Source organism: Streptomyces sp. NPDC001868, assembly GCF_040297125.1.
Taxonomy (GTDB): Bacteria; Actinomycetota; Actinomycetes; order Streptomycetales; family Streptomycetaceae; genus Streptomyces.
Map to the genome: position 1 here is coordinate 1 of NZ_JBEOYO010000006.1, position 22620 is coordinate 22620.

Genomic DNA, 22620 nt, shown 5'->3' on the forward strand with positions numbered 1-22620 from the left:
GGTGACTGGGTGCAGTCCGGTTTCACGTCCAACGGCATCTCGCTCACCCCCGACGGCAGCGCCCTGCTCGTCACCAACGCCGCCGCGGACGGCGGATCACTGATGCGCGTCAACCCCCGCACCGGCGTGGCCCGCAAGGTGGACCTGGGTGACACCACGCTGCCCAGCGGCGACGGGCTGGTGCTCGTCGGCCGCACTCTCTACGTCGTCCAGCCGGGCAGCAACCAGGTGGACGTGATCCGGCTCAACCGATCGGGCACAAGGGGCACCGCATTCGGAGTGATCAGGGACGACCGCTTCGACCTGCCCACCACGGCCGCCGCCTACAAGGGTCGGCTGTACCTTCCCAACTCCCGCTTCACCACCCCGGACCGCGATGAGAACACCCCTTACAACGCGGTGTCCGTGCCGTTGGTGTGACGTACGACTGGGCTTGATCCGCTTTGACGGACATTCGAGATCAGGGGTTCTGCCCCGGGAGGATGTCCATCATGGAGAGCATGGGGAAGAAGACGCCTCGGCCTCGTCGTTCGTTCACGTCGGAGTTCAAGGCCGAGATCGTCGAGCTGTGCCGGCGTGGTGACCGCTCGGTCGGTCAGATCGCCAAGGACTTCGACCTGACCGAGACCGCGGTGCGGCTGTGGGTCAGCCAGGCCGAGGCCGACGCGGGAGACAGTCGTGTTCCCGCTCGGATCCGGGACCAGGTCGACGGGGAGGCGCTTGCGGGCGTCGGTGACGGTCCACCGGATCGGAACGCCGCATGTATGGCAGAACGAGGGCGTGGGCATTCCGTTCCTTCCGGACGCCAGAGCAGGGGAAGAGGCAGGGGCGGGCGGTCAGTCGCAGTCGAGGTCCACGTGACGGTGGCGGTGGGACCGGCCGTGACGGGCCGCCGGAGGGGCGGTGACGGGGCGGGCCGCCGAGGTCGCCGGGCCCTTGTCGACCGACGTCCTCGGGGGTGTGGTCGCTGACGGCGCGGCCGGGACCTTGCTCTTGGGCACGCGCGACGATGCGGCCGGAGCCGCGGGCTGCGCGGCCGGGGCTGCAGGTCTCGCGGGCTGTGCGGCAGGGACAGCACCGGGACGGTTCGGGCCCCGAGATGTTGCCGGCCCAGCCCCACGCACCCTGTTCTGACTACTTGCACCATTTCGACCCCCGGGCCCCGCACGTCAACGTCACACGCGGTACCAAGATCCGGGCCAGGTGCGGACCAACTCGGCTCAGTTGCAGGCACTTCTACCCATAGCCACAGGTCAGAGGCTATAGCGAGCCTGTACCACCAGCAGACGAAGAACCTCCTGGTGTCGTACTCGCCGAAGAAGCTGGGCTTCTTCTAGACACAGATAGAGGGCGCCTGACCTGGGCAGATGCCCGTCAGGCGCCCTTGAGGGCGGACGTTTGGGTCAGGAGTCAAGAAGCGTGTGACGCCGGATGGGGTCCTACTGCAGATCGACCTGGAACACCTTGTCCGCGCCGTCCGGCTCGCCTCCGTTGTTGTCGGCGTTGGTGGTGGACAGCCACAGGGAGTTCTTGCCGGGGACCTTCTCCACGGTGCGGAGCCGGCCGTATTGGGTGGTGTAGTAGGCGGTGGGGGTACCGGCGCTGGTGCCGTTGACCGGGATGCGCCATAGCCGCTCGCCGCGCAGTGCCGCCATGTAGAGGGCTCCGTCGGCGTACGCGACGGCGCTCGGGGATGCCTCGCTGACGGTCCACTGCCGCTTGGGGCTGGTCATCCCGGAGGTGGAGCAGTTGCCCTCGCAGACCGGCCAGCCGTAGTTCTTGCCGGACTCGATCAGATTGAGCTCGTCGTACTTGCTGTTGCCGAACTCGGCTTCCCAGAGCCTCCCTTGGGCGTCCCAGGTGACGCCCTGGGGGTTGCGGTGGCCGAGGGAGAAGACGAGCGTGCCGAACGGGTTGCCGGGTGCGGGCTTGCCGTCCTTCGTCATCCGCAGGATCTTCCCGTTGAGGGAGTTCCTGTCCTGGGCGAGGTTGCTGTTCTGCGCGTCACCCGTGGTGGCGTAGAGGTAGCCGTCCGGGCCGAACTTGATGCGACCACCGTTGTGGTACCTGTTCTTGGCGATACCGGTGACGAGGACCGTGTAGCCGCTCAGCGAGGAGCCGTTGTACGTCATCCGGACGATGCGGTTGTCGGAGGCCGCCGAGTGCATGAGGTAGACGTAGTGGTCGGTGTTCCAGTTCGGTGAGACCGCGACGCCGAGGAGGCCGCCCTCGCCGCTGGTGGTCACGACGTTGGGCACCCTGCCGATTTCGGTCCTCGTGCCCGCCTGGGTGAGTTTGAAGAGCTTGAAGGAGTCCCGTTCGGTGACGAGCGCCGACCCGTCGGGGAGCCAGCTCAGGCCCCAGGGAACGGTCCAGCCGGACGAGACCGTTCGGATGGCCGAAGGGACCGAGGCGATGCCGCTGTCTGTTCCGCTGTCTGCTCCGCCGCCTGTTCCGCTGTCACTTCGTGCCGTGGCGCTTCCGGCGCCGGCCGCCGCGCCGAGCAGACCGGCGGTGAGCGTGACCGCGGCAGCGGCCGCTGTGATGGTTCGGAATCCGCGCATGGGCGAGCTCCTCGCTGTGGGGGGTGGTGTGTCAGTCAGGGAAGGCCCTCCGGAAGGTAGGAGGTATGCGGTTGAGGGTCAAGAGACGATAAAGCCAAAGGTTCATACCTTCACCCGGGAGATCAGGCTGACAGCGCCATCTCAGCTGCGATTTTGCCAATCGGCCCGACGACGGTCGACCTTGACGTTTCCATTTTCGGCCAAAGAGAGATCGGATCACTTTTCCGCCGACCCATTGACCCGGCTGGCAGATGCTGGCGATGCTGCTGCCACACAGCACGACCTGGCCCGTGTACACCGGTTCCCCACATCGGAAGGCAGGTACGGCCCATGACCGAATCCGTACAGCAGGTCGACGAAGAAGCGCCGAACTGGCAGACCCCCGACTTCGTGGTCGTCGAGACCGCGCTGGAGGTCACCGCGTATTTCCTGAGCGACCGTTAGCCCGCCGCCGTGCTGCTGCACGTGCTCGGCACCGCGGCGGGCGGCGGGGTACCCCAGTGGAACTGTGCGTGTCCCGGCTGCTCCGGGGCACGTGCACATCCGCACTGGCGCCGCCGCCACGCCTCTCTCGCCGTACAGGCGTCGGAGGACCGCTGGTATCTCGTGAACGCCACCCCCGACATCGGCGACCAGATCGAGAACTGCCGGGCCCTGCATCCTGGTTCTGGTTCTGGTTCAGGTTGTGGTCCTGAATCAGGTCCTGATTCTGGTTCTGGTTCGCGGCGGACCCCGATCGCCGGGCTGATCCTGACCGACGCCGAACTCGACCACACTCTCGGCATCGCCCGGCTGCGCGAAGCCGGTGCCGACGGGCTGGAGTTGCTCGCCACCGGGCCCGTGCGCGAGGCACTGCGCACCGGGCTGCGGCTGGAGGCCGTACTCGGCCCGTACACGCCGCTCACCTGGCGCGAACTGTCCCAGGAGCGGCCCGTATCGCTCACCGAGGAATCGACCGTCACGATCAGCGCGATCCCCGTCTCCGGCAAACGCCCCCGTTACGCGGTGGAGTTGCCCGTGCCCGACGGGGGTTCCTGGGTCGTGGCCCTGCTTCTCACCAATCACACCACCGGGGCGACAGCCGTCTACGCCCCCGCGCTGGCCGTCTGGCCCGACGCTCTGCAGGCCGTTGTCGAGCAAGCCGACTGCGTGATCGTCGACGGCACGTTCTGGGACGACGAGGAACCCCGGCGTACGGGCATCTCCACCCGCACCGCGACCGGCATGGGGCACCTCCCGATCGACGGGCCGGGCGGCACCGCGGAGCGCCTGGCGCCGCTGCGCGCCCGCAGTCTCTACACCCATCTCAACAACACCAATCCCCTCGTCGATCCGAGCGCACCGCAGCACAAGCGACTGGCAGACCAGGGCATCGAGGTGGCCGGAGACGGAATGGTGATCCAACTGTGAGCACAGATATCGGCTTGACCGAGAGCGGCTCAGACGTCGGCACAGATGTCGGTACAGATGTCGCGACGGGCTTCGAGGAACGGCTGCGAGCCGTGGCCCGGGACCGCTACCACGACCGCCATCCCTTCAACGTACGGATGCACCAAGGGGAGTTGACGCCCGACGAGCTGCGCCGCTGGATCCTCAACCGGTTCCACTACCAGCGGCACATCCCCGTCAAGGACGCCCTGGTCCTGGCCAAGCTGGACACCTCTCGGCTGCGCCGTATGTGGCTGCGGCGGATCGAGGAGCACGACGGCCGGGCCGACGGGGAGGGCGGCATCGAGCGGTGGCTGAGGCTGGGCGAGGCCGCTGGGCTCGACCGGTCGGAGCTGCTGTCCGGTGAGGGAGTACTGCCCGGGGTACGGCTGGCGGTGGACGGATACGTCAACTTCTGCCGGCTCCGCTCCCCGCTGGAGGCCGTCGCGGCGTCCCTCACCGAGCTGTCCGCGCCGGGCATCATGCGCACGCGTATCGCCGCGTTCGAGCGTCACTACCCGTGGATCGACGCCGATGGGCTCGCCTACTTCCGTACTCGCGAGACCCAGGGCCGGCAGGACAGCGGCGAGGCACTGGGCCTCGTCCTGGACTGGGCCCGCACGGAGGCCGATCAGGAGCGTGCCGTGGCGGCCCTCGCCTTCAAGTGTGACGTGTTGTGGTCGCTGCTCGACGCGATCGACCACGGCGACCGGAAGGAGCGCCAGTGACCCGGCCAGTGACCCGGCCAGTGACCCGGCCCGTGACCGTGACTGCGACCGATTGGCGGCCGGCGCTGGCGCGCTCGGTGGTACTCCGCCACGACCGGGTGCGCGGGACGGATCTGTTGGTCCTGCCGGAACGGGTGGTGGTCCTCGCGGGCCGGGCTGCCGATGTCCTCCGGCTGTGCGACGGGCGACGGCACGTGGACGAGATCGTCGAGGAGTTGGCGGCCCGCTTCCCCGGCGCCCCCGTAGCGGCCGAAGTCCCCCGGTTCCTCCACCGGGTACGCGAGGAGGGCTGGCTGCGATGACGAGTCCGCCGCCGGGCACGGCTCCGCCGGCGCCCTGGGCCCTGCTGGCCGAACTCACCCACGCCTGCCCGCTGCACTGCCCCTACTGCTCCAACCCCCTGGAACTCACGCGCCGTTCACTCGAACTCTCCGCCGAGGAATGGGCCGACCTGTTCCGGCAGGCGGCGGACCTCGGCGTCGTACACACTCACCTCTCCGGTGGCGAGCCACTGCTGCGCCGCGATCTCACAACTGTTGTCGCCGCCGCCGAGTCGGCCGGGATCTACACCCAACTGGTCACCAGCGGCGTCGGGTTGAGCGTGGCGAGGATGTCCGCGCTCGTGTCCGCCGGGCTGCGCAGCGTCCAGCTGTCGGTGCAGCACGCGGACCCGGTGGCGTCCGACCGGATCGCCGGTCACCGGTCGTTCGAGGCGAAGGAACGGGCCGCCGCTCTCGTACGGGACGCGGGTCTGCCGCTGGGCCTCAACGTCGTCCTGCACCGCGACAACCTCGACGCCGTCGACGACATCGTGGACCTGGGCGTGGCCTGGGGCGCCGAGCGGGTCGAGCTGGCCAACGTCCAGTTCCACGGGTGGGCCCTGCGCAACCGCACCGCGCTGCTGCCCAGCCGTGACCAGCTGGCCCGCGCCCGGGAGGCGGTCGAGCGACGGCGGGAGCGACTGGCGGGCACCATCGAACTGGTGTGGGTCATGCCGGACTACTTCGACGGGGTGCCGAAGCCGTGCATGGGCGGCTGGGGCTCGGTGTCGCTGACGGTCGCCCCGGACGGCGCCGTCCTGCCGTGCCCCGCGTCCCGGGAGATGCTGGGCCCGGATGACGTGCCGAACGTACGCGACCGGTCCCTGGAGTGGATCTGGAACAGTTCCCCGGCCTTCGCCCGCTATCGCGGCACGGAGTGGATGACCGGACCCTGCGGTGGCTGTCCCCGCCGGGAGATCGACTTCGGCGGCTGCCGCTGTCAGGCCCACGCGCTCACCGGTGACGCCGCCCGCACCGACCCCGCTTGCGCGCTCTCACCCGACCACGCGCTCGTACGCACGCTGTCGCAGCCGCCGCGCGCCGACGCCCCGTCCGCCGACACCGACGCCCCGCACTACGTCTACCGGGGGCCCGATCGCCATCACACGGAAGCCACGAGGGGTGTCAAGCGATGACCAGACCGCACCACAGACCGGACCGGGGACGAGTACGGGCCGCCGTCGGTACGCTCGCCCTCCTGCTCGCCGCCAGCGCCTGCGGCTCGGGCTCCGGCGCCCAGGACTCGGCCGACGACCCCATCGTGATCGGTGTCTCCTTACCGCTCACCGGGGACTTCTCCGAACCCGGCAAGGGCGTCGAACGGGGCTACAAGGCCTGGGCGAAGATCGTCAACGACAAGGGCGGACTGCTGGGCCGCAAGGTCGAGTTGAAGATCCTCGACGACCAGTCCAACGCCGACCGCGTCGTCTCCGACTACGAGCAGTTGATCGGCAGGGACGAGGTCGACCTGCTCTTCGGGCCGTTCTCCACCCGGCTCGTCGTCCCGTCGGCGCGGCTGGCCGAAGAGTACGGGATGCTCTTCGTCGAACCGGCGGGTGCGGCCCCTGAGGTCTTCGAGCAGGGCTTCAAGAACCTCTTCTACGCCGCTCCTGCCGTCGCCGACGACCACTACAACCTCCTGGCCGACCACATCCTGGCCATGCCGGAGAGCGAGCGTCCGAAGACGGTCGCGTACGCCGCCATGGACGACCCCTTCGCCCAGGGAACGGCATACGGGCTGAAGGAGAAGCTGGAGAAGGGCGGCATCAGGACCGTCGCCGACAAGGTCTACCCGCCCAACACCACCGACTTCGGCAGCATCGCCGCCCAGATCGCCGATTCCAAGGCCGACATGGTGGTGGGCGGCACCCAGTATCAGGACGGCGTCAATCTGATCGTCGCCCTCCAACAGCTCGACTACCAGCCGAAGCTGGCCGCCTTCTCCACCGCGCCGACCGAGCCGGAGTTCGCGAAGGCCATCGGCAACAAGACCGAGGGCATTCTCGCGCCCACCGGCTACACCCAGAAGGCCGGCTACCCGTCCAACAAGGAGTTCGTCGAGAAGTACACCGAGCAGTTCGGCAAGGCGCCGGAGGAGGACGAGGCCAACGCCTACACGACCGGTCAGGTGGTGGCCGCCGCCGTCGAGGCCGCCGGGTGCGCCTCCCAGGACCCGGACTGCCAGAGCGAGCTGGTGAAGTGGCTGCGCGGCCATCAAGTGGAGACCGTCGTGGGGCCGTTGAAGTGGGACGACAAGGGGCGGCCGCAGAGCGCGCACATGATTCAGCAGTGGGTCGGCGGTGAGATACAGATCGTGCTCCCCGAGGCGCAGAAGGAAGCCGATCTGATCTATCCGAAACCGAAGTGGTGAGGCCGGCATGCCCTCCGCGAGCCTCGTCTTCCAGAGCCTTGTCCTCGGCGTGCTGCTGGGCGGTCTGTACGCCCTCCTGGCGGCGGGCCTCACCCTCTACTTCGGCGTGATGCGCGTCGTGATGATCGCCCACTCCGCCTTCCTGATCCTGGCCGCCTACCTCGCCTGGTTCGCGCACCGGGAGACCGGCGTCGACCCGCTCCTCACCCTGGTCGTCACCGTGCCGCTGTTCTTCGCCGCGGGCGTCGCCATGCAACGCCTGCTCCTGACCCGGCTCCGCCCGGCGACGCTCACCATGATGTCCGTGCTGCTCACGTTCGCGGTGGCGCTGGTCATCGAGGGGCTGCTCGGGTACGTGTTCAGCGGCACCCAGCGCCGTATCCGGCTCGGCTACAGCTCCGCGAGCATCGAGTTCCTCGGGGCCCGCGTGGCGGTGGTGAAGCTGATCGCCTTCGGCATGGCCGCCCTCGCCCTGCTCGGCCTCTACCTCCTCATGAAGCACAGCCGGTTCGGCCAGGCACTGCGCGCCACCATCCAGCACCCGGACGCCGCCCGGCTGCTCGGCATCGACACCGACAAGGTCGCCGGATACGGGTTCGGCCTCGGCCTCGCCACGGCGGCCGTCGGCGGCACCGCGCTCGCCCTCGACACCACCATCTACCCCTCGCTGCACTGGCACTGGATCGGCCCGCTGATGGCCATCATCGTCGTCGGCGGACTCGGCAGTGTGCCGGGCGCCGCCATCGCCGCCATGACGCTGGGCGTCCTGCAGAGCCTGCTGCAACTGGAGCTGTCCACCACCTGGGCGCAGACCGTCTTCTACGTCGCGCTCTTCGCCACGCTGGCCGTCAGGCCGCAGGGATTCTTCGGGGGGCGGCTTGCGCAGAGGTTCTGACACCAGGTCCAGATCCACATTCGTTCATCTCGGCGTCCTGCTCGTGGCGGCGGCCGTGGCGCTCTCCTTCCCGTCCATGGCGCCGAGCCCCTACGAGATCACGGTCGGCATCGCCATCCTCAACTACGCGGTGCTCTCCACCTCCTGGAACTTCGTCGGCGGTTTCACGGGCTATGTCTCCCTGGGACATGGGGCGTTCGCCGGACTCGGTGCGTACGGAACCGGTCTGCTGGTCGCCAAGGGTGAACTCCCGCCCTTCGCCGCGCTGTTCGTCGCAGCGGCGATGGTGGCGGCGCTCGCCGTTCCGGTCGGCTACGCCGCCCTGCGGGTGCGCGGTGCCTCCTTCGTCATCGTCTCCATCGCCCTCGTCCTCATCCTGCTGCTGGTCTTCCAGAGCTGGGCCTCCTTCACCGGCGGTTCCCGGGGGCTGGTCGTACCGCGGCCCTTCCCCGGCATGCTGCGGGCCGAGCACCACCGGACCTTCTACTTCCTCTTCCTGGCACTGCTCGCGCTGGCCCTGCTGGTGTGGTGGGTCATCGACCGGTCGCGGTTCGGCATGGGCCTGAAGGCGATCCGCGAGGACGAGGACAAGGCCCAGTCGCTCGGTATCCCCACCTTCACGTACAAGCTGGTGGTCTTCGTCGTCTCCGCCGCCTTCACCGCGCTGGCCGGCGGGTTGTACGCACTGTGGTTCGGCGACCTCGACCCGGTCTTCCAGTTCTCCATCCTCAGCGGGTCGTACATGGTGCTGATGGCCCTGCTCGGGGGCGTACGCCAGTTGTACGGGCCGCTGCTGGGAGCGCTGATCGTCGGGTACGCGCTGGAGTACTCCAAGGTCGAGTACGGGGACACGCCCCTGCATCTGGTCGTGGCGGGGCTGCTCCTCGGCGTGGTCGTGATGTTCATGCCGGACGGCGTCATCCCGGCCGTCGGCGCCCTGCTCGGCCGGTTCCGCCGGACCGGCGACGCCTCCATCCGGGAGGTGACCGCGGCCGAACTGCGGGAGCGGGGCGGGGAGTTCGGCGGGGGCGACGCGACGGAGGTGAGGGACAGTGAACGAAGCGGCACCTGACGGGGCACTCGAGGTGGAGCCCGAAGCGGGGCCCGTGCCGAGCCTCGTGACCACCGGGCTCACCAAGGCCTTCGGCGGAGTCACCGCTCTCGACTCGGCCAGCGTGACCTTCCACCACGGCAAGGTCAACGCCCTGATCGGGCCCAACGGTTCGGGAAAGACGACCTTCTTCAACTGTGTCACCGGGATGATCCGCCCGGACTCCGGTCGCGTCACGTACCGAGGACGCGACCTCACGGGCAGAGCCCCGCACCGGATCGCCCGCGCGGGCATCGGGCGTTCCTTCCAGCTCTGCCGGGTCTTCCCCCGGATGACCGTGCTGGACAACCTCCTGGCCGCCGTCCGGCCGAGCGGTCTCACCGGCCGGCTCGGGCGCTCGGGCACGCGTGCGGAGACCGAGCGGGCCCGCTACTGGCTGACCCGGATGGGCATCGAGCACCTGGAGCGGGCCGAGGCCCGTCAACTCTCCTGGGGCCAGCAGAAGTTGCTGGAGCTGGCGGGCGTACTGACCACCGCACCGGAGCTGATCCTGCTGGACGAACCGGCGGGCGGGGTCAACCCGGCGCTCATCGACCGCATCGGCGACCTGGTGCGCGAACTCAACGCCGAGGGCCGGACGTTCCTGATCGTCGAGCACAACATGGACATGGTCATGAGCCTCAGTGACCACGTCGTCGTGTTCGACCGCGGCCGGCCGATCGCACAGGGCCCGCCATCGCTGATCCAGTCCGACGAACGAGTCCTCGGGGCATACCTTGGCGTCTGACTCTCACACCGACCGGGGCTCGGGGTTCGCCACCGACCCTCCCTTCCTTCTCGAACTCGACGACATCCGCGCCGGATACGGCCGGGCGGCGCTGGTCCTGCGCGGGCTGACGGTCCGCGTGCCGGCCGGAGCGATCGTCTGTCTGGTCGGGCCCAACGGGGCGGGCAAGTCCACCGTGCTGAGGGTGGCCAGTGGTCTCCTCTCCCCACGCTCGGGCCGGATCCTCGTAGACGGCGAGGACGTCACCGGTCGTGGACCGCAGCGGATGCTCGCCGCCGGAGTCGCCCATGTCCTCCAGGGGCACAGTGTGTTCAGGGAGATGACGGTCGCCGAGAACGTCCTGCTCGGCGGCTACACCCTGCGGGACAAGGCACTCGTCGCCGAACGGGCCGACTTCGTACGGGCGTTGTTCCCGGTCGTGGCGGAGCGATGGACGAGCCTGGCAGGGCTGCTCTCCGGCGGACAGCAGAAGCAGGTGGAGTTCGCGCGTTCGCTGATGGTCAAACCCCGGGTCGTGCTCCTCGACGAGCCGTCGATGGGGCTCGATCCCAAGGCGACCGGGGTGGTCTTCGAGCAGATCGTACGGATGCGGGACGCGGGGACCGCCGTGCTGCTGGTCGAACAGAACGCGCGGCGCGCCCTGGAGGCCGCCGACACCGGCTGTGTTCTCGATCTCGGCCGGGTCCATATCACCGGTCCGGCACGCGAGTTGCTCGCCGATCCGCAGCTCGGCGAGCTGTATCTGGGCGGTCGTCCCGCACGCCGATGACTCCGACCACGCCGATGACTCCCCTCACGCCGCTGGACTCCAGGAGACCGTTCATGCGCAGCAGACGAACCACACTCACGGCGACGGTCGCCGCGCTGCTGACCGCCCTCGCCACCACGGCAGCGGCACCTTCCGGCGCCGGAACAGGAGCGGGCCCCGGTGCGGGCCCCGTGCTCCCCTCCCTCCGCCCCCACTTGGCGGCGTACTACGACTTCGAGCACCCGGTCCCCGGCAACCCGGCGCGCGAACACGACCTCGGCTTCTCCCGTACAGCGATCGACCTGGTCGGCGGCGGGGCGCGGATGCGCACGCACGACGGAGCGCACCGGGGCAGCCGGACCTCGCTCCAGGTGCGGCAGGTGACGCCGGACGCGAAGGGCAACGACGACTGGAAGGCGGGGGTGTACGGGCCGTCCGGCGTGCCGACGCTCAGGGCGTTCAACGCGGTCGAAGGGATGACGGTGATGGGCTGGTTCAAGATGACCGGCCCGAACCCGGCCCTCAACAGCAACACTGCTGCCCCGGACGACCGTTACGGTGCCGTGGGCCTGGCCGGGGTGCTGTCGGGGGACTCCGACGGCCATGCGGTGCGGGGCCTGTTGGAGATCATCGAGGTGAACGGCGAGTTGAGGCTCGTGGCCCTCGGACGACGCGTGGACGGGTCGGCTTCGCAGGCCTTCGCCGCATCCGAGGACTGGCGGACCCTGCTGCCGGTCGGCGAGTGGGTCTTCCTGGCCGCCACCTTCGACTTCGACACGGGAGCGATGGCGCTGTACCGCAACGGCCGGCGGCTGGACGGCTCCTACACCGTTCCCGGCGACCCCTGGGACCTCTCGGGCCCGGGCCCGCACCGCGCCTCACCCACCGACCCCCGGGGCATCAAGATCGGCGGCAGCTTCCCGCAGAACACCGCCGAACGCAATCCCTGCGACTGCCGCATGGACAGCCTGATGTTCCTGGACAGCGCGGTGGGCGGCGACCGGATCCGGGCCCAGTACCGACTGGTGGCCGCCCACTGACGACCCACGTTCACAAAGGAGTGACCTTCCCATGGCCGCATCTCCTGGCCTCAGACGCCGACCCCCCTCACCGATCCCCCAGGTCTCCCCGATCTCACCGATCTCCCTGGCCCCTCTGGTTCTCCTGGCCGTCCTCGCGCTGTTGCTGTCGGCCCTCGTCGCCCTCCCCGGCACGGCGCTCGCTGCGGCCGCCGACCCCGTCACCGACCCCATCCCCGAGCGGCCCGCCGCCTCCGGCATCGGGCTGACCGTCGAGGAGTACGCCGCCTTCCCGAAGACCGATCCGCCGCCCGGCCCGGTCACCGATCCCCGGCTGATGCGGCACGCCCGTATCAACCACCTCAGCGAACTCCCCGACCGCTCCGGCCGAAAGGCCGTACCCGACCTCAACGGCAAGCTGTACCTGGTACGGGACGGCGGCAACCCCCACCTCTACCTGGACATCGCCGCCACCTTCTCCCCCGTGTTCTTCGCCAGCCGGGGCCTCGGCCAGGGCTTCGGGTTCGTCACCTTCGACCCCGGCTTCAAGCGCAACGGCCGCTTCTACACCGTGCACACCGAACTGGCCTCCGCCACCACCGCCGTACCCGACTACCGGCAGCAGGCGGCCCCGGTCTACCACGGCGTCGTCACCGAGTGGACCGCCACCGACCCCTCGGCCGACACCTTCACCGGCACCCGCCGGGAGATCCTGCGCATCGGCTTCGCGAGCCCGGTCCACGGCATCCAGCAGATCGACTTCAACCCGACGGCCGGTGCCCACGGCCGCGACCGCGGACTGCTCTATCTCGCGGTCGGCGACGGCGGCCAGGGCGCCAGAAACAGCGAACCACAGAGCCTCTCCCTGCCGCACGGCAAGGTCCTGCGCATCGACCCACGAGGCACGAACAGCACCAACGGCAAGTACGGGATCCCGCCGGACAACCCGTTCACCGCCACCCCCGGCGCACTCGGCGAGATCTACGCGTACGGCCTGCGCGACCCGCACCGCTTCAGCTGGGACCCGGCGGGCAGCCACCGTATGTACGTCGGCAACATCGGCCAGCACGCCGTCGAGTCGGTCTACGAGGTGCGCGCGGGCGACAACTTCGGCTGGAGCGAACGCGAAGGCCCGTTCGTCTACGACAAGACGGCCACCGACCCCTGCGACCAGATCCTGCCCCTCCCCGAGAACGACGAGAAGTACGGCTACACCTACCCCGTAGCCGCCTACGACCACGACCCGCCCGCCGACTGGAACTGCACCTCCGACGTCGGCCGGGCAGTCGTGGGCGGCTTCGTCTACCGAGGCCATGACCTTCCCGCCCTACGCGGCAAGTACATCTTCGGAGACATCGTCGACGGACGACTGCTCTTCGCCGACACGAAGGACATGCGGCGCGGCAGCGGGAAACTGGCGCAGCTGTACGACCTGATGCTGTACGACGCGAACGGCAAGCGCGTCACCATGCGGGACCTGGCGGGGAACACCCGGGTGGACCTGCACTTCGGCAGGGACGCCGCCGGCGAGCTGTACCTGCTCTCCAAAGCCAACGGCAAGATCTGGAAGATCACCGGCACCCGCAGGTTCGCCTCCTGCGACACCACCGGCTCCCGCCTCACGCACGTCATGCACGGCCGGAACTGGGCCCCCGTCACCCCGTCCAAGTGGCGCTTCCCGGGCCGAGAGGCCGTCCTCGCGGAGGCCGGCGTCCAGCGCCCGGGCCCGCGCCGCCCGTCCGAGTACGCCGTACTGACGGCGGGCCCGGCGGCGTACGGCGACGTACGCATAGACGCCGAGGTCCGCATCGACACCCCCGTCGATACACCCAACCGAGACGTGATCATCGTCTTCGACTACCAGTCGGACACGAAGTTCTCCTACGCCCACCTGTCCCAGGACAACACCATCTACCCGCACAACGGCGTCTTCGTCGTCAACGACGCCGACCGCCTACGCATCGACGACCAGTGGAACGGCACGACAGGCGCCCCGCCTGCCATCACCGACACCGCCTGGCACAAAGTGCGGGTGGTGCGCTGCGCGAGCACCGGCGAGACCGCTGTCTACGTCGACGGCTCGAAACGCCCCCTGATGACCGCCGTCGACACCACCCTCACCTCCGGCAGAGTGGGCTTCGGATCGTTCGACAACACCGGACGACTTCGCGACCTGACGGTTTCCTCTCCCTGAGACTGCGCATCCGGCTTCGAAGCCGAGGCGGGGCCTCACAGAGCGATGGGCCGATACGCCATGGCCTGATCGACCACCTCATCAGCCGAGAGGTCCCGCTCCGGCGGCCAGAAGATCAAGTCGCTGACGTGACCTGACGGGCATGCCAGGGCTCTGTCGAGTCTGTCCAGCCAACCATCCACCTCGTTGTCGGAGGCGAAGTCCGCTTCCATGATGCGCTGCACAAGCGCGACTGCCTCCGCGCGGCTCATCTCCACTGCGCTCACCACCATGTCCTTCCGCCACCCCAACCACCGTATCGGGCGCCTGGATTTCCCGGTACGCAACAGACCGAGGGACGTTTCCTTTGACGCACCGTCACTCGCCGAAGGAACCGAGGCGTCGGAACGCGGGCTCCGTGGCGCTCCGTGCTTGGCCGGGTAGGGCGTCCGGTGGGATACTGGCGCGCCGCGGGAGCGGCGGAGCATACGGGGGCGTGATGGGTCAGGTGGTGGCCGCAGCCATGCTGCGGGTGGCGGATGTGCACAAGTCGTACGGTCGAGGGGCGAGCGCCGTTCATGCCCTGCGGGGCGTTTCCTTCGAGGTTCCCGCGGGGGAACTCGTCGCTCTCAAGGGGCGTTCGGGGTCGGGCAAGACCACGCTGCTCAATATCGTCGGGGGGCTGGACGAGCCGGACAGCGGAAGTGTCACCGTCGACGGGCTGCGACTGCGGGACCAGGGTGAGGATGCCCTTCTCGCGCTGCGCCGGGAGCGTATCGGCTTCGTCTTCCAGTCGTTCGGGCTCATTCCCATCCTCACGGCTGCCGAGAACGTGGGCGTGCCGCTGCGGTTGCGCAGGGCGGATCCGCGTGAGCGGCGGGAGCGTGTCGAGCTGCTGCTGTCCCTCGTGGGGCTCGCGGACCATGCCGCGCAGCGTCCGGGCGAGTTGTCGGGCGGGCAGCGTCAGCGCGTCGCCATCGCCCGCGCCTTGGCCAACAGTCCGTCGATTCTCATCGCGGACGAGCCCACCGGCCAGCTGGACGCGGAAACCGGGCACTCCGTGATGGAGCTGCTGCGCGCGGTCGTTCGTAGCGAACAGATCACTGCTCTCGTGGCCACCCATGACACGACCCTTCTCGACCTTGCCGATCGTGTGCTGGAGCTGAAGGACGGCGAGATCACCGAGTCCTAGAGGCGTTCGTCGGCCGAGCCCTGGCGGTCGTTCCGTGCGTCGTCCGGGCGGACGGCGATGTGGTCGGGTTCCAGTTCCAGGGCGACGCGGTCGCGCATCCCCAGGGCCCGGGTGTACTCGGCGGGGAGTTGGAGGCGGCCGGCCCGGTCGAGCATGGCGTACTCGCGGGCGACCAGGTTCTCCTGGCCGGTGGCGGAGTCGACTTCGCTGTGGCGCAGGACCTCCGTCGACGTGCGGCCATCCCGGATGGCGACCGTACGGCGGACCTCACCGGCGACGGACTGGTCGTGGGTGACGATCACGATGGTGGTCCCCAGTTCCTCGTTGGCGGTGCGGAACGCGGCGAAGACCTGTTCGGCGGTGTGGGAGTCGAGTTCGCCGGTGGGCTCGTCGGCGAGCAGGACCGCGGGATCGTTGGCGAGGGCGACGGCGAGCGCGACGCGCTGCTGCTGGCCGCCGGACATCTCGTGCGGCCGGCGGTCGCGGCACTCGGCGACCTCCAGCAGGTCGAGGAGTTCCATGGCGCGGTCGGCCCGGGTTCGGCGCCGGTCCCGGGTGCGGGCCAACTGCAGGGGCAGGGCGACGTTCTGTGCGGCGGTGAGGTAGGGCAGGAGATTGCGGGAGGTCTGCTGCCAGACGAAGCCGACGGTCTTGCGCCGGTAGGCGAGACGTTCCTTGGCGGACATCGTGACCAGGTCGTGGCCGGCGACGCGGGCGGCGCCGGCGGTGGGTCGGTCCAGTCCGGCCAGGATGTTCATGAGGGTGGACTTGCCGCTGCCGGAGGCCCCGACCAGGGCCATGAGCTCTCCCTGGTGGACGAGGAGATCGAGGCTTTGCAGTGCCTGGACCTCCACACCGTCGGCGGAGAAGATCCGTACCAGCCGGTCGCAGGTGATCAGGGCGTCGTGACCGTAGGCAGCGGCGTCGCGCGCGGCGCGGGCGCGGTCGGCGAGTTCGTGGAAGGTCGGGGTGCTGGTCATCGGCTGCTCCTGGGCAGACGGGGGCACACGGGCCGGTGCCGGAGAGGGCTTGGTCGCAAGGGTCTGCTCACGGTCTAGCTGTCCCCCAGCCGCAGTTCGCGCACCGAGCCGCGTCGGCTGGTCCACCAGGCCTGGCCGGCGGGCACGGCGATGGCCAGGAGCAGCACGGTCAGCGCCGGAACCGCCAGTGAGAGCGGATCGGTGCGCAGCGCGGCTCCCTCGGGGGTGGACGGGGAGGCCAGGGCGATGGTCGTGAGGTCGACGCCGGGTGCCAGCAGGTGGATGCCGATCCAGCCGGTCAGCATGCCGCCCGCCGTGGCCAGGAACGCCTGTGGGAGGGCCGTGAGGATCAGGAGTCGGCGGCCCTGGGACCGGCTCATGCCCATCGTGCGCAACCGGGCGAGCAGGGCGCCGCGTTCGGGCGCGGTGCGCAGCACGGTCAGTACGAGGGCGAGGACCGCGTACCCGGCGCTCGCGGCGACCGCGGCACCGTACAGGCGTTCCGCGCCGGACTGCAGCGGTGAGTCGACGTGCCGTGCGCGTTCCTCGGCGCGGAGCCGGACGGTTGCCGCTGTGCCTTGCGCCGCCGAGCGCAGCGCCCGGCCGTTCAGGGTGTCGCCTGTCAGCAGCAGGGTCGTCGTGCGCGCGGCGCCGTCGGGAAGGCCGGCGCGGTCCACGATCAGGAAGTCGTCACCGGTCACAGCCGGGGTGTGCTCCCGGACCAGGACGACGCGGACGGTGACGGAGGTGCCGTCCGGGAGCAGGACGGAGTAGGGGGCGGTGCCGTACTCCTCGGCCACGCGTGGTGAGGCCAGCGCGGGCAGGGGCCGGTCTGCGTTGCCTGTCGCGCCGGCGTCCTTCTGGCGGAGGCTCGCCGCGTCGAACGGCCCCAGGTCCATGTGGCGGGACAGGTGTGCGTAGGCATCGGGGTCCACACCGGCCAGCGGTACCGGCTGACTGCCCTGCCGCGGCTTCGCCTCCCTGGTGACGCTCGCTTCCGTCATGTCCCGTACGCCGGGCAGTCGGCGTACGCGGTCGGGCAGGGCCCGCGGGAGTTCACCGGTGGCGGTCTCGACGCGGCCGTCGGCGCCGACGTCGAGGAGGGCAGCCTGGTCGCGGGCCTCCGTGACCCCTGCCAGGACCGAGCCGCCGAACGCGGCCGTGGTCAGGGCGCTGAGGAGGGCGAGCAGCGGCAGTACGGCGAAGCCGGGGGCGCGGGCCACCTGGGCCAGCGACAGCGGAAGCACCAGGCCGCGCATGCGCGTGGTGGCCTTGCTCAGCGCACGCAGCGGCAGGGGGTGCAGGCGTGCCAGCAGCAGGGCCGCGACCACGCCGGTCAGCAGTGGGGCGGCGGCGACCAGACCGGTGCTGCCGGATCCCTGTCGGCGCAGTGCGAGGATCGCTCCCGTCGCGATCACCAGCACGGTCAGTTCCGCGACCGTACGGCGCCGCGACGGGCGGGCGGAGGTGAGGTCCTCCCGGCCGTCGTGCATCCGTACCGTGCGGTGCGCCACCACGGCCCGCAGAGGGAGAGTGACGCAGGCGAACAGGGTGACGGCGAGGGCGGCGGTGACGGCGGGGGCGGTGCGGGTGGCGGGCAGGGCGAGCAGTGCGGCGGTCAGTCCGAGGGCGCCGGCCGGTACGGCGACCACCGCCGTCTCCGCCAGCAGCCGGACGGCGAGGCCGGGCAGTGAGGCGCCTCGGGCACGCAGCAGGGCCAGTTCCGCGCGTCGGCGGTCGGCTGCCACGCCGCCGATCATGGCCAGGACGATCACGGCGAGGCTGCCGGTGCCGACGGCGGCGAGGAGAAGCAGCGGGCTGATCCCCGACCGTAGTCCGGCATGGTCGTCGAGGACCTCGTCAAGATTCGTCTGGGCCTCCAGGCGCTCGTCGACGGCCTCCCGCAGGCGCTGCACTCCCGGGCCCGATTCGAGGGCGGCGACGGCGAACGCGAGGCGGTCGAGATCGTGGCCGCGCAGGGTGGCGGCGTCGGGGGCCACGTGCCAGTACCGGTGCGGGCTGCCGGGGGTGCCCAGGAGGGCCGGGCCGGCGTCGGGGGCGAGGAACAGGCCGCCGAGCCAGTAGACGTCCGTCGGCGCGCTGCCGGGCAGGCGGCTCAGGGCGGGGGTGTGCAGCACCGGCAGTGTCGACCAGTAGGCGCCTTCGGGGGCGCGCGGGACGACGATCCCGGTGATCCGGACGGCGAGCGGGGCACGCACCGACGGTATGTGGATCACCGAGCCCACCCGGATGTGGAGCGTGCGGGCGGTGTCCGCGGTGACAACGGCCTCGACCTTCGTGGTCTCCGCGGTCACCGGTCCGCCCGTGGTGCGCGGCAGCCGGCCCGCGCTGACCCGGGTGTGGGAGGCCAGGTCCTGCTGGGCGGCGAGCAGCAGTTGGGCGGGCAGGCCGGCGGGCCGGGGCAGCCAGGGGTCGGACGCCTCCAGGGCGACGGTCGTGCGCACGCCGTACGCCGACTGCGCGCGGTCGGGCACCAGCGGTGGCTGCGCGGTGGCGAGAACCTCGTTCCGCACCTCGGCGAGCGGGCCGGGGCGCAGGACGTCCTCCGCCTCCTTGACCTCGGCCATCCAGGGGGGCGGGGCCTCCACCTGCACAGTCGTCCGGTCCGGCAGGGCCTGCTCGACCGCCCGGCGCAGCCCCGCGTCCCCGTACCGGTCGACGGCGCGCGGGTAGGCGGCAGCGAGCGCGGCGGTCACGGCGACCAGCAGCGCGAGGGCCACGGAGGTACCGGCGAAGGCCCTCAGCCGGGTCCGCAACCCGGCCCGTACGTGCGGCGGCACCGCCCTCGTCCCCCCGTCCTCAGGGGGCACCGGCTGCGCGGTCACTGCGTCACCTCGTCCCTGAGAGTCGTCACGGGTTTCGCCCGCCGTAGTGCGAGGGCCACGGTCACGAGGGCGGGGCCCGCCGCGAGGGCAGCCAGCAGGGCGGCCAGCCGCAGGAGCGGGAGTTCGACCAGCACCGGCGGGAGCGGCCGGGTGGCCTGCCCGGTCAGCACGACGAGGGGAACGAGCGCGTGCGTCAGCACGGTGCCCAGGGCCGTGCCGACGAGCAGTGCCAGGGCCACCAGCACGCCGTGCTCGACGGCGACCAGCCTGGCCAGCCGGCGGCGGGGTGTCCCCAGGGCCCGCAGCACGGCGAACTCTCCGTCCCGGGACCGTATGGCCCCTGCCGCGCTGACCGCGAAGCCGAGGGAGGCGAAGAGCACCGTCACCGCGGACGCCGCGACCAGTGCCGCTTCCGGGGCCGCTCCGAACGGGTCGTCGCGCAGTTCCTCCGCCATCTCGTCGCGCACGGTCACCTGTTCCGGATCGATGTCGGGCAGGGCCCGGACGGCCGCCGCCGCGGCACCGGGCGTGGTGGTGCCCAGCCACCACTCGGTGGGTTGCAGGCTGGTTCCGTAGCGGGTCTCCAGCACCCGGTTGACGGCCCGGAGGTCGACCAGCAGGGCCCCGCCGTCCTCGGCGGTGGCCTCCGTCGTGGGCAGGGCGCTCGCGGTGCGGACGATGCGTACGGGCACGGAACGGCCGTCGAACGTCACGTCCACGCGCTGGCCTTCGCGTGTACCGGACGCGGTGAGGTACCGGTCGGTGGCGACCGCGACGATCTCGGGCGGCGCGGGCTGGGCGACCTTGAGCCGGACCTCCAGCGGCGAGGCGGGCGGCGAGATGTCCGGTGGCTGGTAGCCGGTGCTGTAGGTCATGGTGACGGGCGTCGTGGAGGTGAGCCGAGGTCTGCTCGGCCGGGCGTCGTCCTCGGGGACGGCGGCCGGGTCGGCCTCGACGGCGGTCGTCCACTTCGCCGGCAGGGTCAGCTGCCGGGTGTCGCCGTCGCCCGTCGTCGCCGTGAGCGCGCCGAGGACCAGGCGGTGCCGGTGCGGGCGGCCGACCGGCTGCGGCGTGCTCAGTTCGAGCCCGGTCAGCGCCAGCGGGCCCCGGGCGCCGTTCAGGTCCGGGGTCAGCCGGTGCGGGCGGCCGTCGGCGGCGAGGCGGCCGGACGGTATCTCGTAGGAGGTTCCGTGCCGGTCCCGGACCGTGAGGGTGACGTCCGCGCCCGGCCCCGGCTCGGTGCTGTGCAGGGCGGCGGTCAGGGTGAGCCGGGTCGTGCCCTTCGGTACCTCGATGCCCGCGGGTGCTCCGCGCGGGGCGAGCCCGGCGAGCAGCGGACCGTCCGTCAGGTCGCTCCGCGCCAGCACCAGTCCGGCCGCCTCCGCCGTGTTCAGGGCCATCACGGTCGCGCTGCGACTGCCGGAGAGCGACACGGTGGCACGGAACGCGGGGGCGACCGCGCCGACGTGCGGGAGGTCCTCGTAGACGTCGGTACGGCCGACGCCGCCGCCTCCGGAGGCCAGGACGCGCACCTCGGCGCCCGCGCGGAAGTCGGCCTGGTCGGACTGGGAGCGGTGCCAGGACGCGCCCTGACCGATCGCCACCACGCCCAGCGCCACGGAGATGACCAGGAGCAGCACCGGGCCCGCCCCGCGCATCGGCCGGCGGCTGAACTGCCAGCCGACCATGGCCCCGGTCAGCCCGTGCCCCCGGGCCAGGAGCCGCTCGCCGACGCGCGCCAGCAGGGGCAGCAGCCGCAGCACCAGCACCGTTCCGGCGAGGAGCAGCAGAGCGGGCGCCGTGACCAGCAGCGGGTCGACGCCGAGGACTCCGTCGCGGTCGGCGGTGACGGCGCCGGAGTCCTGGCTGTCGAGGAGCCAGAAGGCGACCCCGGCCACGGCGAGCAGTCCGACGTCCGCTCCGGCGCGCAGCGGTCCGGACAGTGCCCCCGCCCGGACCGCGACGGTGCCCGCGAGGGTCGCCCGCCACGCCGGGACGGCCACCGCCAGCGCGCACAGCGCGGCCACGCCCGCGGCGACCGCCCACACCTCGGGCCGGCCCCCGACCGGCACGTCGACGCGCACCCCGGTCCGGCCCAGCGCGCCCTGTCCGGCCAGCAGCCGTGTCAACGGCCCCGACAGCAGCGGCGCCACCACCACCGCCGGCAGGGAGATCAGCAGGGCCTCGGTCGCGGCCAGGCCCGCCAGCCGGGCCCGGGTCGCCCCGCGCGCACGCAGCAACCGGGTCTCTGCCATGCGTTCGGAGTCGAGCAACCGCGCGACGAGCAGCAGGGCGCAGGCCGCGAGCAGGGCGAGCTGAGCGGCGACGATCAGCATGCTGGAGCGGGTGACGAGGTAGGAGCGTTGGATGCGGTCCAGTACGTCGGGCAACCCGGTGGCCGCCACGGTCGTACTGCTGAGCGCGGGCCGCTTGCGCAGCTCCGCGCTCCCCGAGCGGGCGGCCTCGCGCAGCGCGCCGATGCGCTCGGTGGTGAGCGAGGAGTAGTCGGCCGACACCAGCCAGCCCGACGCGCCGACGCTCACCCGGCCCGACGTGGGTACGCCGGTGGCGGTGAGCAGGGGGCCGTAGGTGGTGAAGCTCGACGCCTTGACGCCTCGGCCGCCCAGGTCGTCCAACTGCCAGTAGGGTGCCCGGGCGTCCACCGGCCGGTACACGCCGGTGATCAGCACGCGCACCGCCGGGCCGCCCAGTTGGTCGGTGACGGTCATCTGTGCGCCGGGGGCCACCTTGAGCCGCTTGGCGGCGCTCTGCGGCAGCGCGGCCTCGATGGTTCCGGTGGTCGCCGTCTCCCGGGGGAGCCGCCCGGTGACGGTCCGCACCTGCGTGCGATCCAGGGCGGCGAAGAAGGTGAGGTTCGGGTTGCCGTCCCGTTCGGAGGCGGGCCGCAGCGCGGGCGGAAGGGCGTAGGGGCCGGACCGCAGCAGGCTCCGCACGCGCACGGGCAGCCCGTCGAAGATGGTGCGGGCCCCCGCCCGCACGGCGTCGTCGGCGTCCTGCCGCTCTTCGGCCGGCACATCGGCCTTGACCATCAGGGCCGCCTCGGCGGCGGTGCGCTGCTCGGCGAGCGACCGTCGCAGTGCCGCGTCGCCTATCGCGCCCGAGTAGGCGGTGAGCGCGGCCAGCACCGCCGTGGTCAGCAGCACGGTCAGCAGCGCGGCGCCGAGGAGCGCGCGATGCACCCACGCCCGCAGCACGATGAATCGCAACACGCCTGCCGGCACAGCTCTTTCCCCCACCGAATCCCCCGTTTTCCAACCACACGGACCGGAACGCGAGACGGCGTCGTTGGCGCGTGGATGCAAGAGGGAATTGTAGGACTGACCTTGGTCGCCTTGTGATCGGATTCCGGCGGGTCTTGGGCGGATCCTGGACGGTCCTGCGAGCGTCTTAGGGGTCGACGCGGTGGCGGCGAGGCAACCTGGCCGACGATCAGCGGCATGCAGGGGGAGAGCGGAAACGGGAGTGAACTCCTGGGGGACGGCTCGGTGTTCACCGTG

General features: G+C 71.0%; 19 protein-coding genes and 1 pseudogene. 15 read left to right on the forward strand and 5 right to left on the reverse strand.

Annotated elements, in window-relative coordinates; genetic code table 11:
• Positions 1 to 420, forward strand: a pseudogene (locus ABT147_RS09215) (superoxide dismutase); the annotation flags it as partial.
• 146 nt (positions 421 to 566) lie between these two features.
• Positions 567 to 971 (forward strand): hypothetical protein, encoded by a 405-nt coding sequence (locus tag ABT147_RS09220; protein WP_351404083.1) that lies wholly within the window; start codon positions 567 to 569, stop codon positions 969 to 971.
• 468 nt (positions 972 to 1439) lie between these two features.
• Here the strand turns inward: ABT147_RS09220 and ABT147_RS09225 are convergent, their stop codons facing one another.
• Positions 1440 to 2564 (reverse strand): PQQ-dependent sugar dehydrogenase, encoded by a 1125-nt coding sequence (locus ABT147_RS09225; RefSeq protein WP_351403638.1) that lies wholly within the window; start codon positions 2562 to 2564, stop codon positions 1440 to 1442.
• Between the two features lie 330 nt (positions 2565 to 2894).
• Between ABT147_RS09225 and pqqA the strand changes: the two genes are divergently transcribed.
• The 12 genes from pqqA to ABT147_RS09285 are packed head-to-tail and all read left to right on the forward strand — an operon-like array spanning position 2895 to position 14105.
• Positions 2895 to 3008 (forward strand): pyrroloquinoline quinone precursor peptide PqqA, encoded by a 114-nt coding sequence (gene pqqA, locus ABT147_RS09230; protein ID WP_351403640.1) that lies wholly within the window; start codon positions 2895 to 2897, stop codon positions 3006 to 3008.
• A gap of 9 nt (positions 3009 to 3017) precedes the next feature.
• The gene (gene pqqB / locus ABT147_RS09235; protein ID WP_351403641.1) at positions 3018 to 3974 is read left to right on the forward strand and encodes a pyrroloquinoline quinone biosynthesis protein PqqB; all 957 of its coding nucleotides are present in this window, start codon (positions 3018 to 3020) and stop codon (positions 3972 to 3974) included.
• Positions 3975 to 3988: 14 nt separating this feature from the next.
• Complete coding sequence (gene pqqC, locus ABT147_RS09240; protein ID WP_502983064.1) at positions 3989 to 4720, forward strand: pyrroloquinoline-quinone synthase PqqC; 732 nt, start codon at positions 3989 to 3991, stop codon at positions 4718 to 4720.
• A 38-nt stretch (positions 4721 to 4758) separates the two neighbouring features.
• Positions 4759 to 5022: a pyrroloquinoline quinone biosynthesis peptide chaperone PqqD gene (gene pqqD, locus ABT147_RS09245; protein WP_502983061.1), complete on the forward strand. Its 264-nt coding sequence runs from the start codon at positions 4759 to 4761 to the stop codon at positions 5020 to 5022.
• Positions 5019 to 6176, forward strand: a complete 1158-nt coding sequence (gene pqqE, locus ABT147_RS09250; RefSeq protein ID WP_351403643.1) for a pyrroloquinoline quinone biosynthesis protein PqqE — start codon at positions 5019 to 5021, stop codon at positions 6174 to 6176. The genes pqqD and pqqE overlap by 4 nt, the downstream gene beginning before the upstream one ends.
• A complete protein-coding gene (locus ABT147_RS09255) occupies positions 6173 to 7411 on the forward strand; it encodes an amino acid ABC transporter substrate-binding protein (protein WP_351403644.1) in 1239 nt (412 codons plus the stop codon). The genes pqqE and ABT147_RS09255 overlap by 4 nt, the downstream gene beginning before the upstream one ends.
• A gap of 7 nt (positions 7412 to 7418) precedes the next feature.
• The gene (locus tag ABT147_RS09260; protein ID WP_351403645.1) at positions 7419 to 8306 is read left to right on the forward strand and encodes a branched-chain amino acid ABC transporter permease; all 888 of its coding nucleotides are present in this window, start codon (positions 7419 to 7421) and stop codon (positions 8304 to 8306) included.
• A 43-nt stretch (positions 8307 to 8349) separates the two neighbouring features.
• A complete protein-coding gene (locus tag ABT147_RS09265; RefSeq protein ID WP_351403646.1) occupies positions 8350 to 9378 on the forward strand; it encodes a branched-chain amino acid ABC transporter permease in 1029 nt (342 codons plus the stop codon).
• 34 nt (positions 9379 to 9412) lie between these two features.
• A complete protein-coding gene (locus ABT147_RS09270) occupies positions 9413 to 10144 on the forward strand; it encodes an ABC transporter ATP-binding protein (protein WP_351403647.1) in 732 nt (243 codons plus the stop codon).
• Positions 10134 to 10913, forward strand: coding sequence for an ABC transporter ATP-binding protein (locus tag ABT147_RS09275; protein ID WP_351403648.1), 780 nt, complete (start codon positions 10134 to 10136; stop codon positions 10911 to 10913). Before ABT147_RS09270 ends, ABT147_RS09275 begins: the two co-directional genes overlap by 11 nt.
• A 53-nt stretch (positions 10914 to 10966) precedes the next feature.
• Positions 10967 to 11932 carry a LamG-like jellyroll fold domain-containing protein gene (locus ABT147_RS09280; protein ID WP_351403649.1) on the forward strand — a complete coding sequence of 322 codons (966 nt, stop codon included), beginning with the start codon at positions 10967 to 10969 and terminating at the stop codon, positions 11930 to 11932.
• Positions 11933 to 11963: 31 nt separating this feature from the next.
• Positions 11964 to 14105 carry a PQQ-dependent sugar dehydrogenase gene (locus tag ABT147_RS09285; protein ID WP_351403650.1) on the forward strand — a complete coding sequence of 714 codons (2142 nt, stop codon included), beginning with the start codon at positions 11964 to 11966 and terminating at the stop codon, positions 14103 to 14105.
• Between the two features lie 35 nt (positions 14106 to 14140).
• Here ABT147_RS09285 and ABT147_RS09290 read toward each other — a convergent pair whose 3' ends face one another.
• Positions 14141 to 14377, reverse strand: coding sequence for a bacteriocin immunity protein (locus ABT147_RS09290; protein ID WP_351403651.1), 237 nt, complete (start codon positions 14375 to 14377; stop codon positions 14141 to 14143).
• 206 nt (positions 14378 to 14583) lie between these two features.
• Between ABT147_RS09290 and ABT147_RS09295 the strand changes: the two genes are divergently transcribed.
• Entirely contained in the window at positions 14584 to 15276 is a 693-nt protein-coding gene (locus ABT147_RS09295; RefSeq protein ID WP_351403652.1) for an ABC transporter ATP-binding protein, read from the forward strand.
• Here the strand turns inward: ABT147_RS09295 and ABT147_RS09300 are convergent.
• The 3 genes from ABT147_RS09300 to ABT147_RS09310 form a co-directional block, all read right to left on the reverse strand.
• A complete protein-coding gene (locus ABT147_RS09300) occupies positions 15273 to 16256 on the reverse strand; it encodes an ABC transporter ATP-binding protein (protein ID WP_351403653.1) in 984 nt (327 codons plus the stop codon). The two genes, ABT147_RS09295 and ABT147_RS09300, sit on opposite strands and share 4 nt — an antisense overlap.
• 74 nt (positions 16257 to 16330) lie before the next feature.
• Positions 16331 to 19102, reverse strand: coding sequence for an ABC transporter permease (locus tag ABT147_RS09305; RefSeq protein ID WP_351403655.1), 2772 nt, complete (start codon positions 19100 to 19102; stop codon positions 16331 to 16333).
• On the reverse strand, positions 19099 to 22332 hold the full coding sequence (locus ABT147_RS09310) for an FtsX-like permease family protein (RefSeq protein WP_351403656.1): 3234 nt from the start codon (positions 22330 to 22332) through the stop codon (positions 19099 to 19101). The genes ABT147_RS09305 and ABT147_RS09310 overlap by 4 nt, the downstream gene beginning before the upstream one ends.
• Between the last annotated feature and the right edge of the window lie 288 nt (positions 22333 to 22620).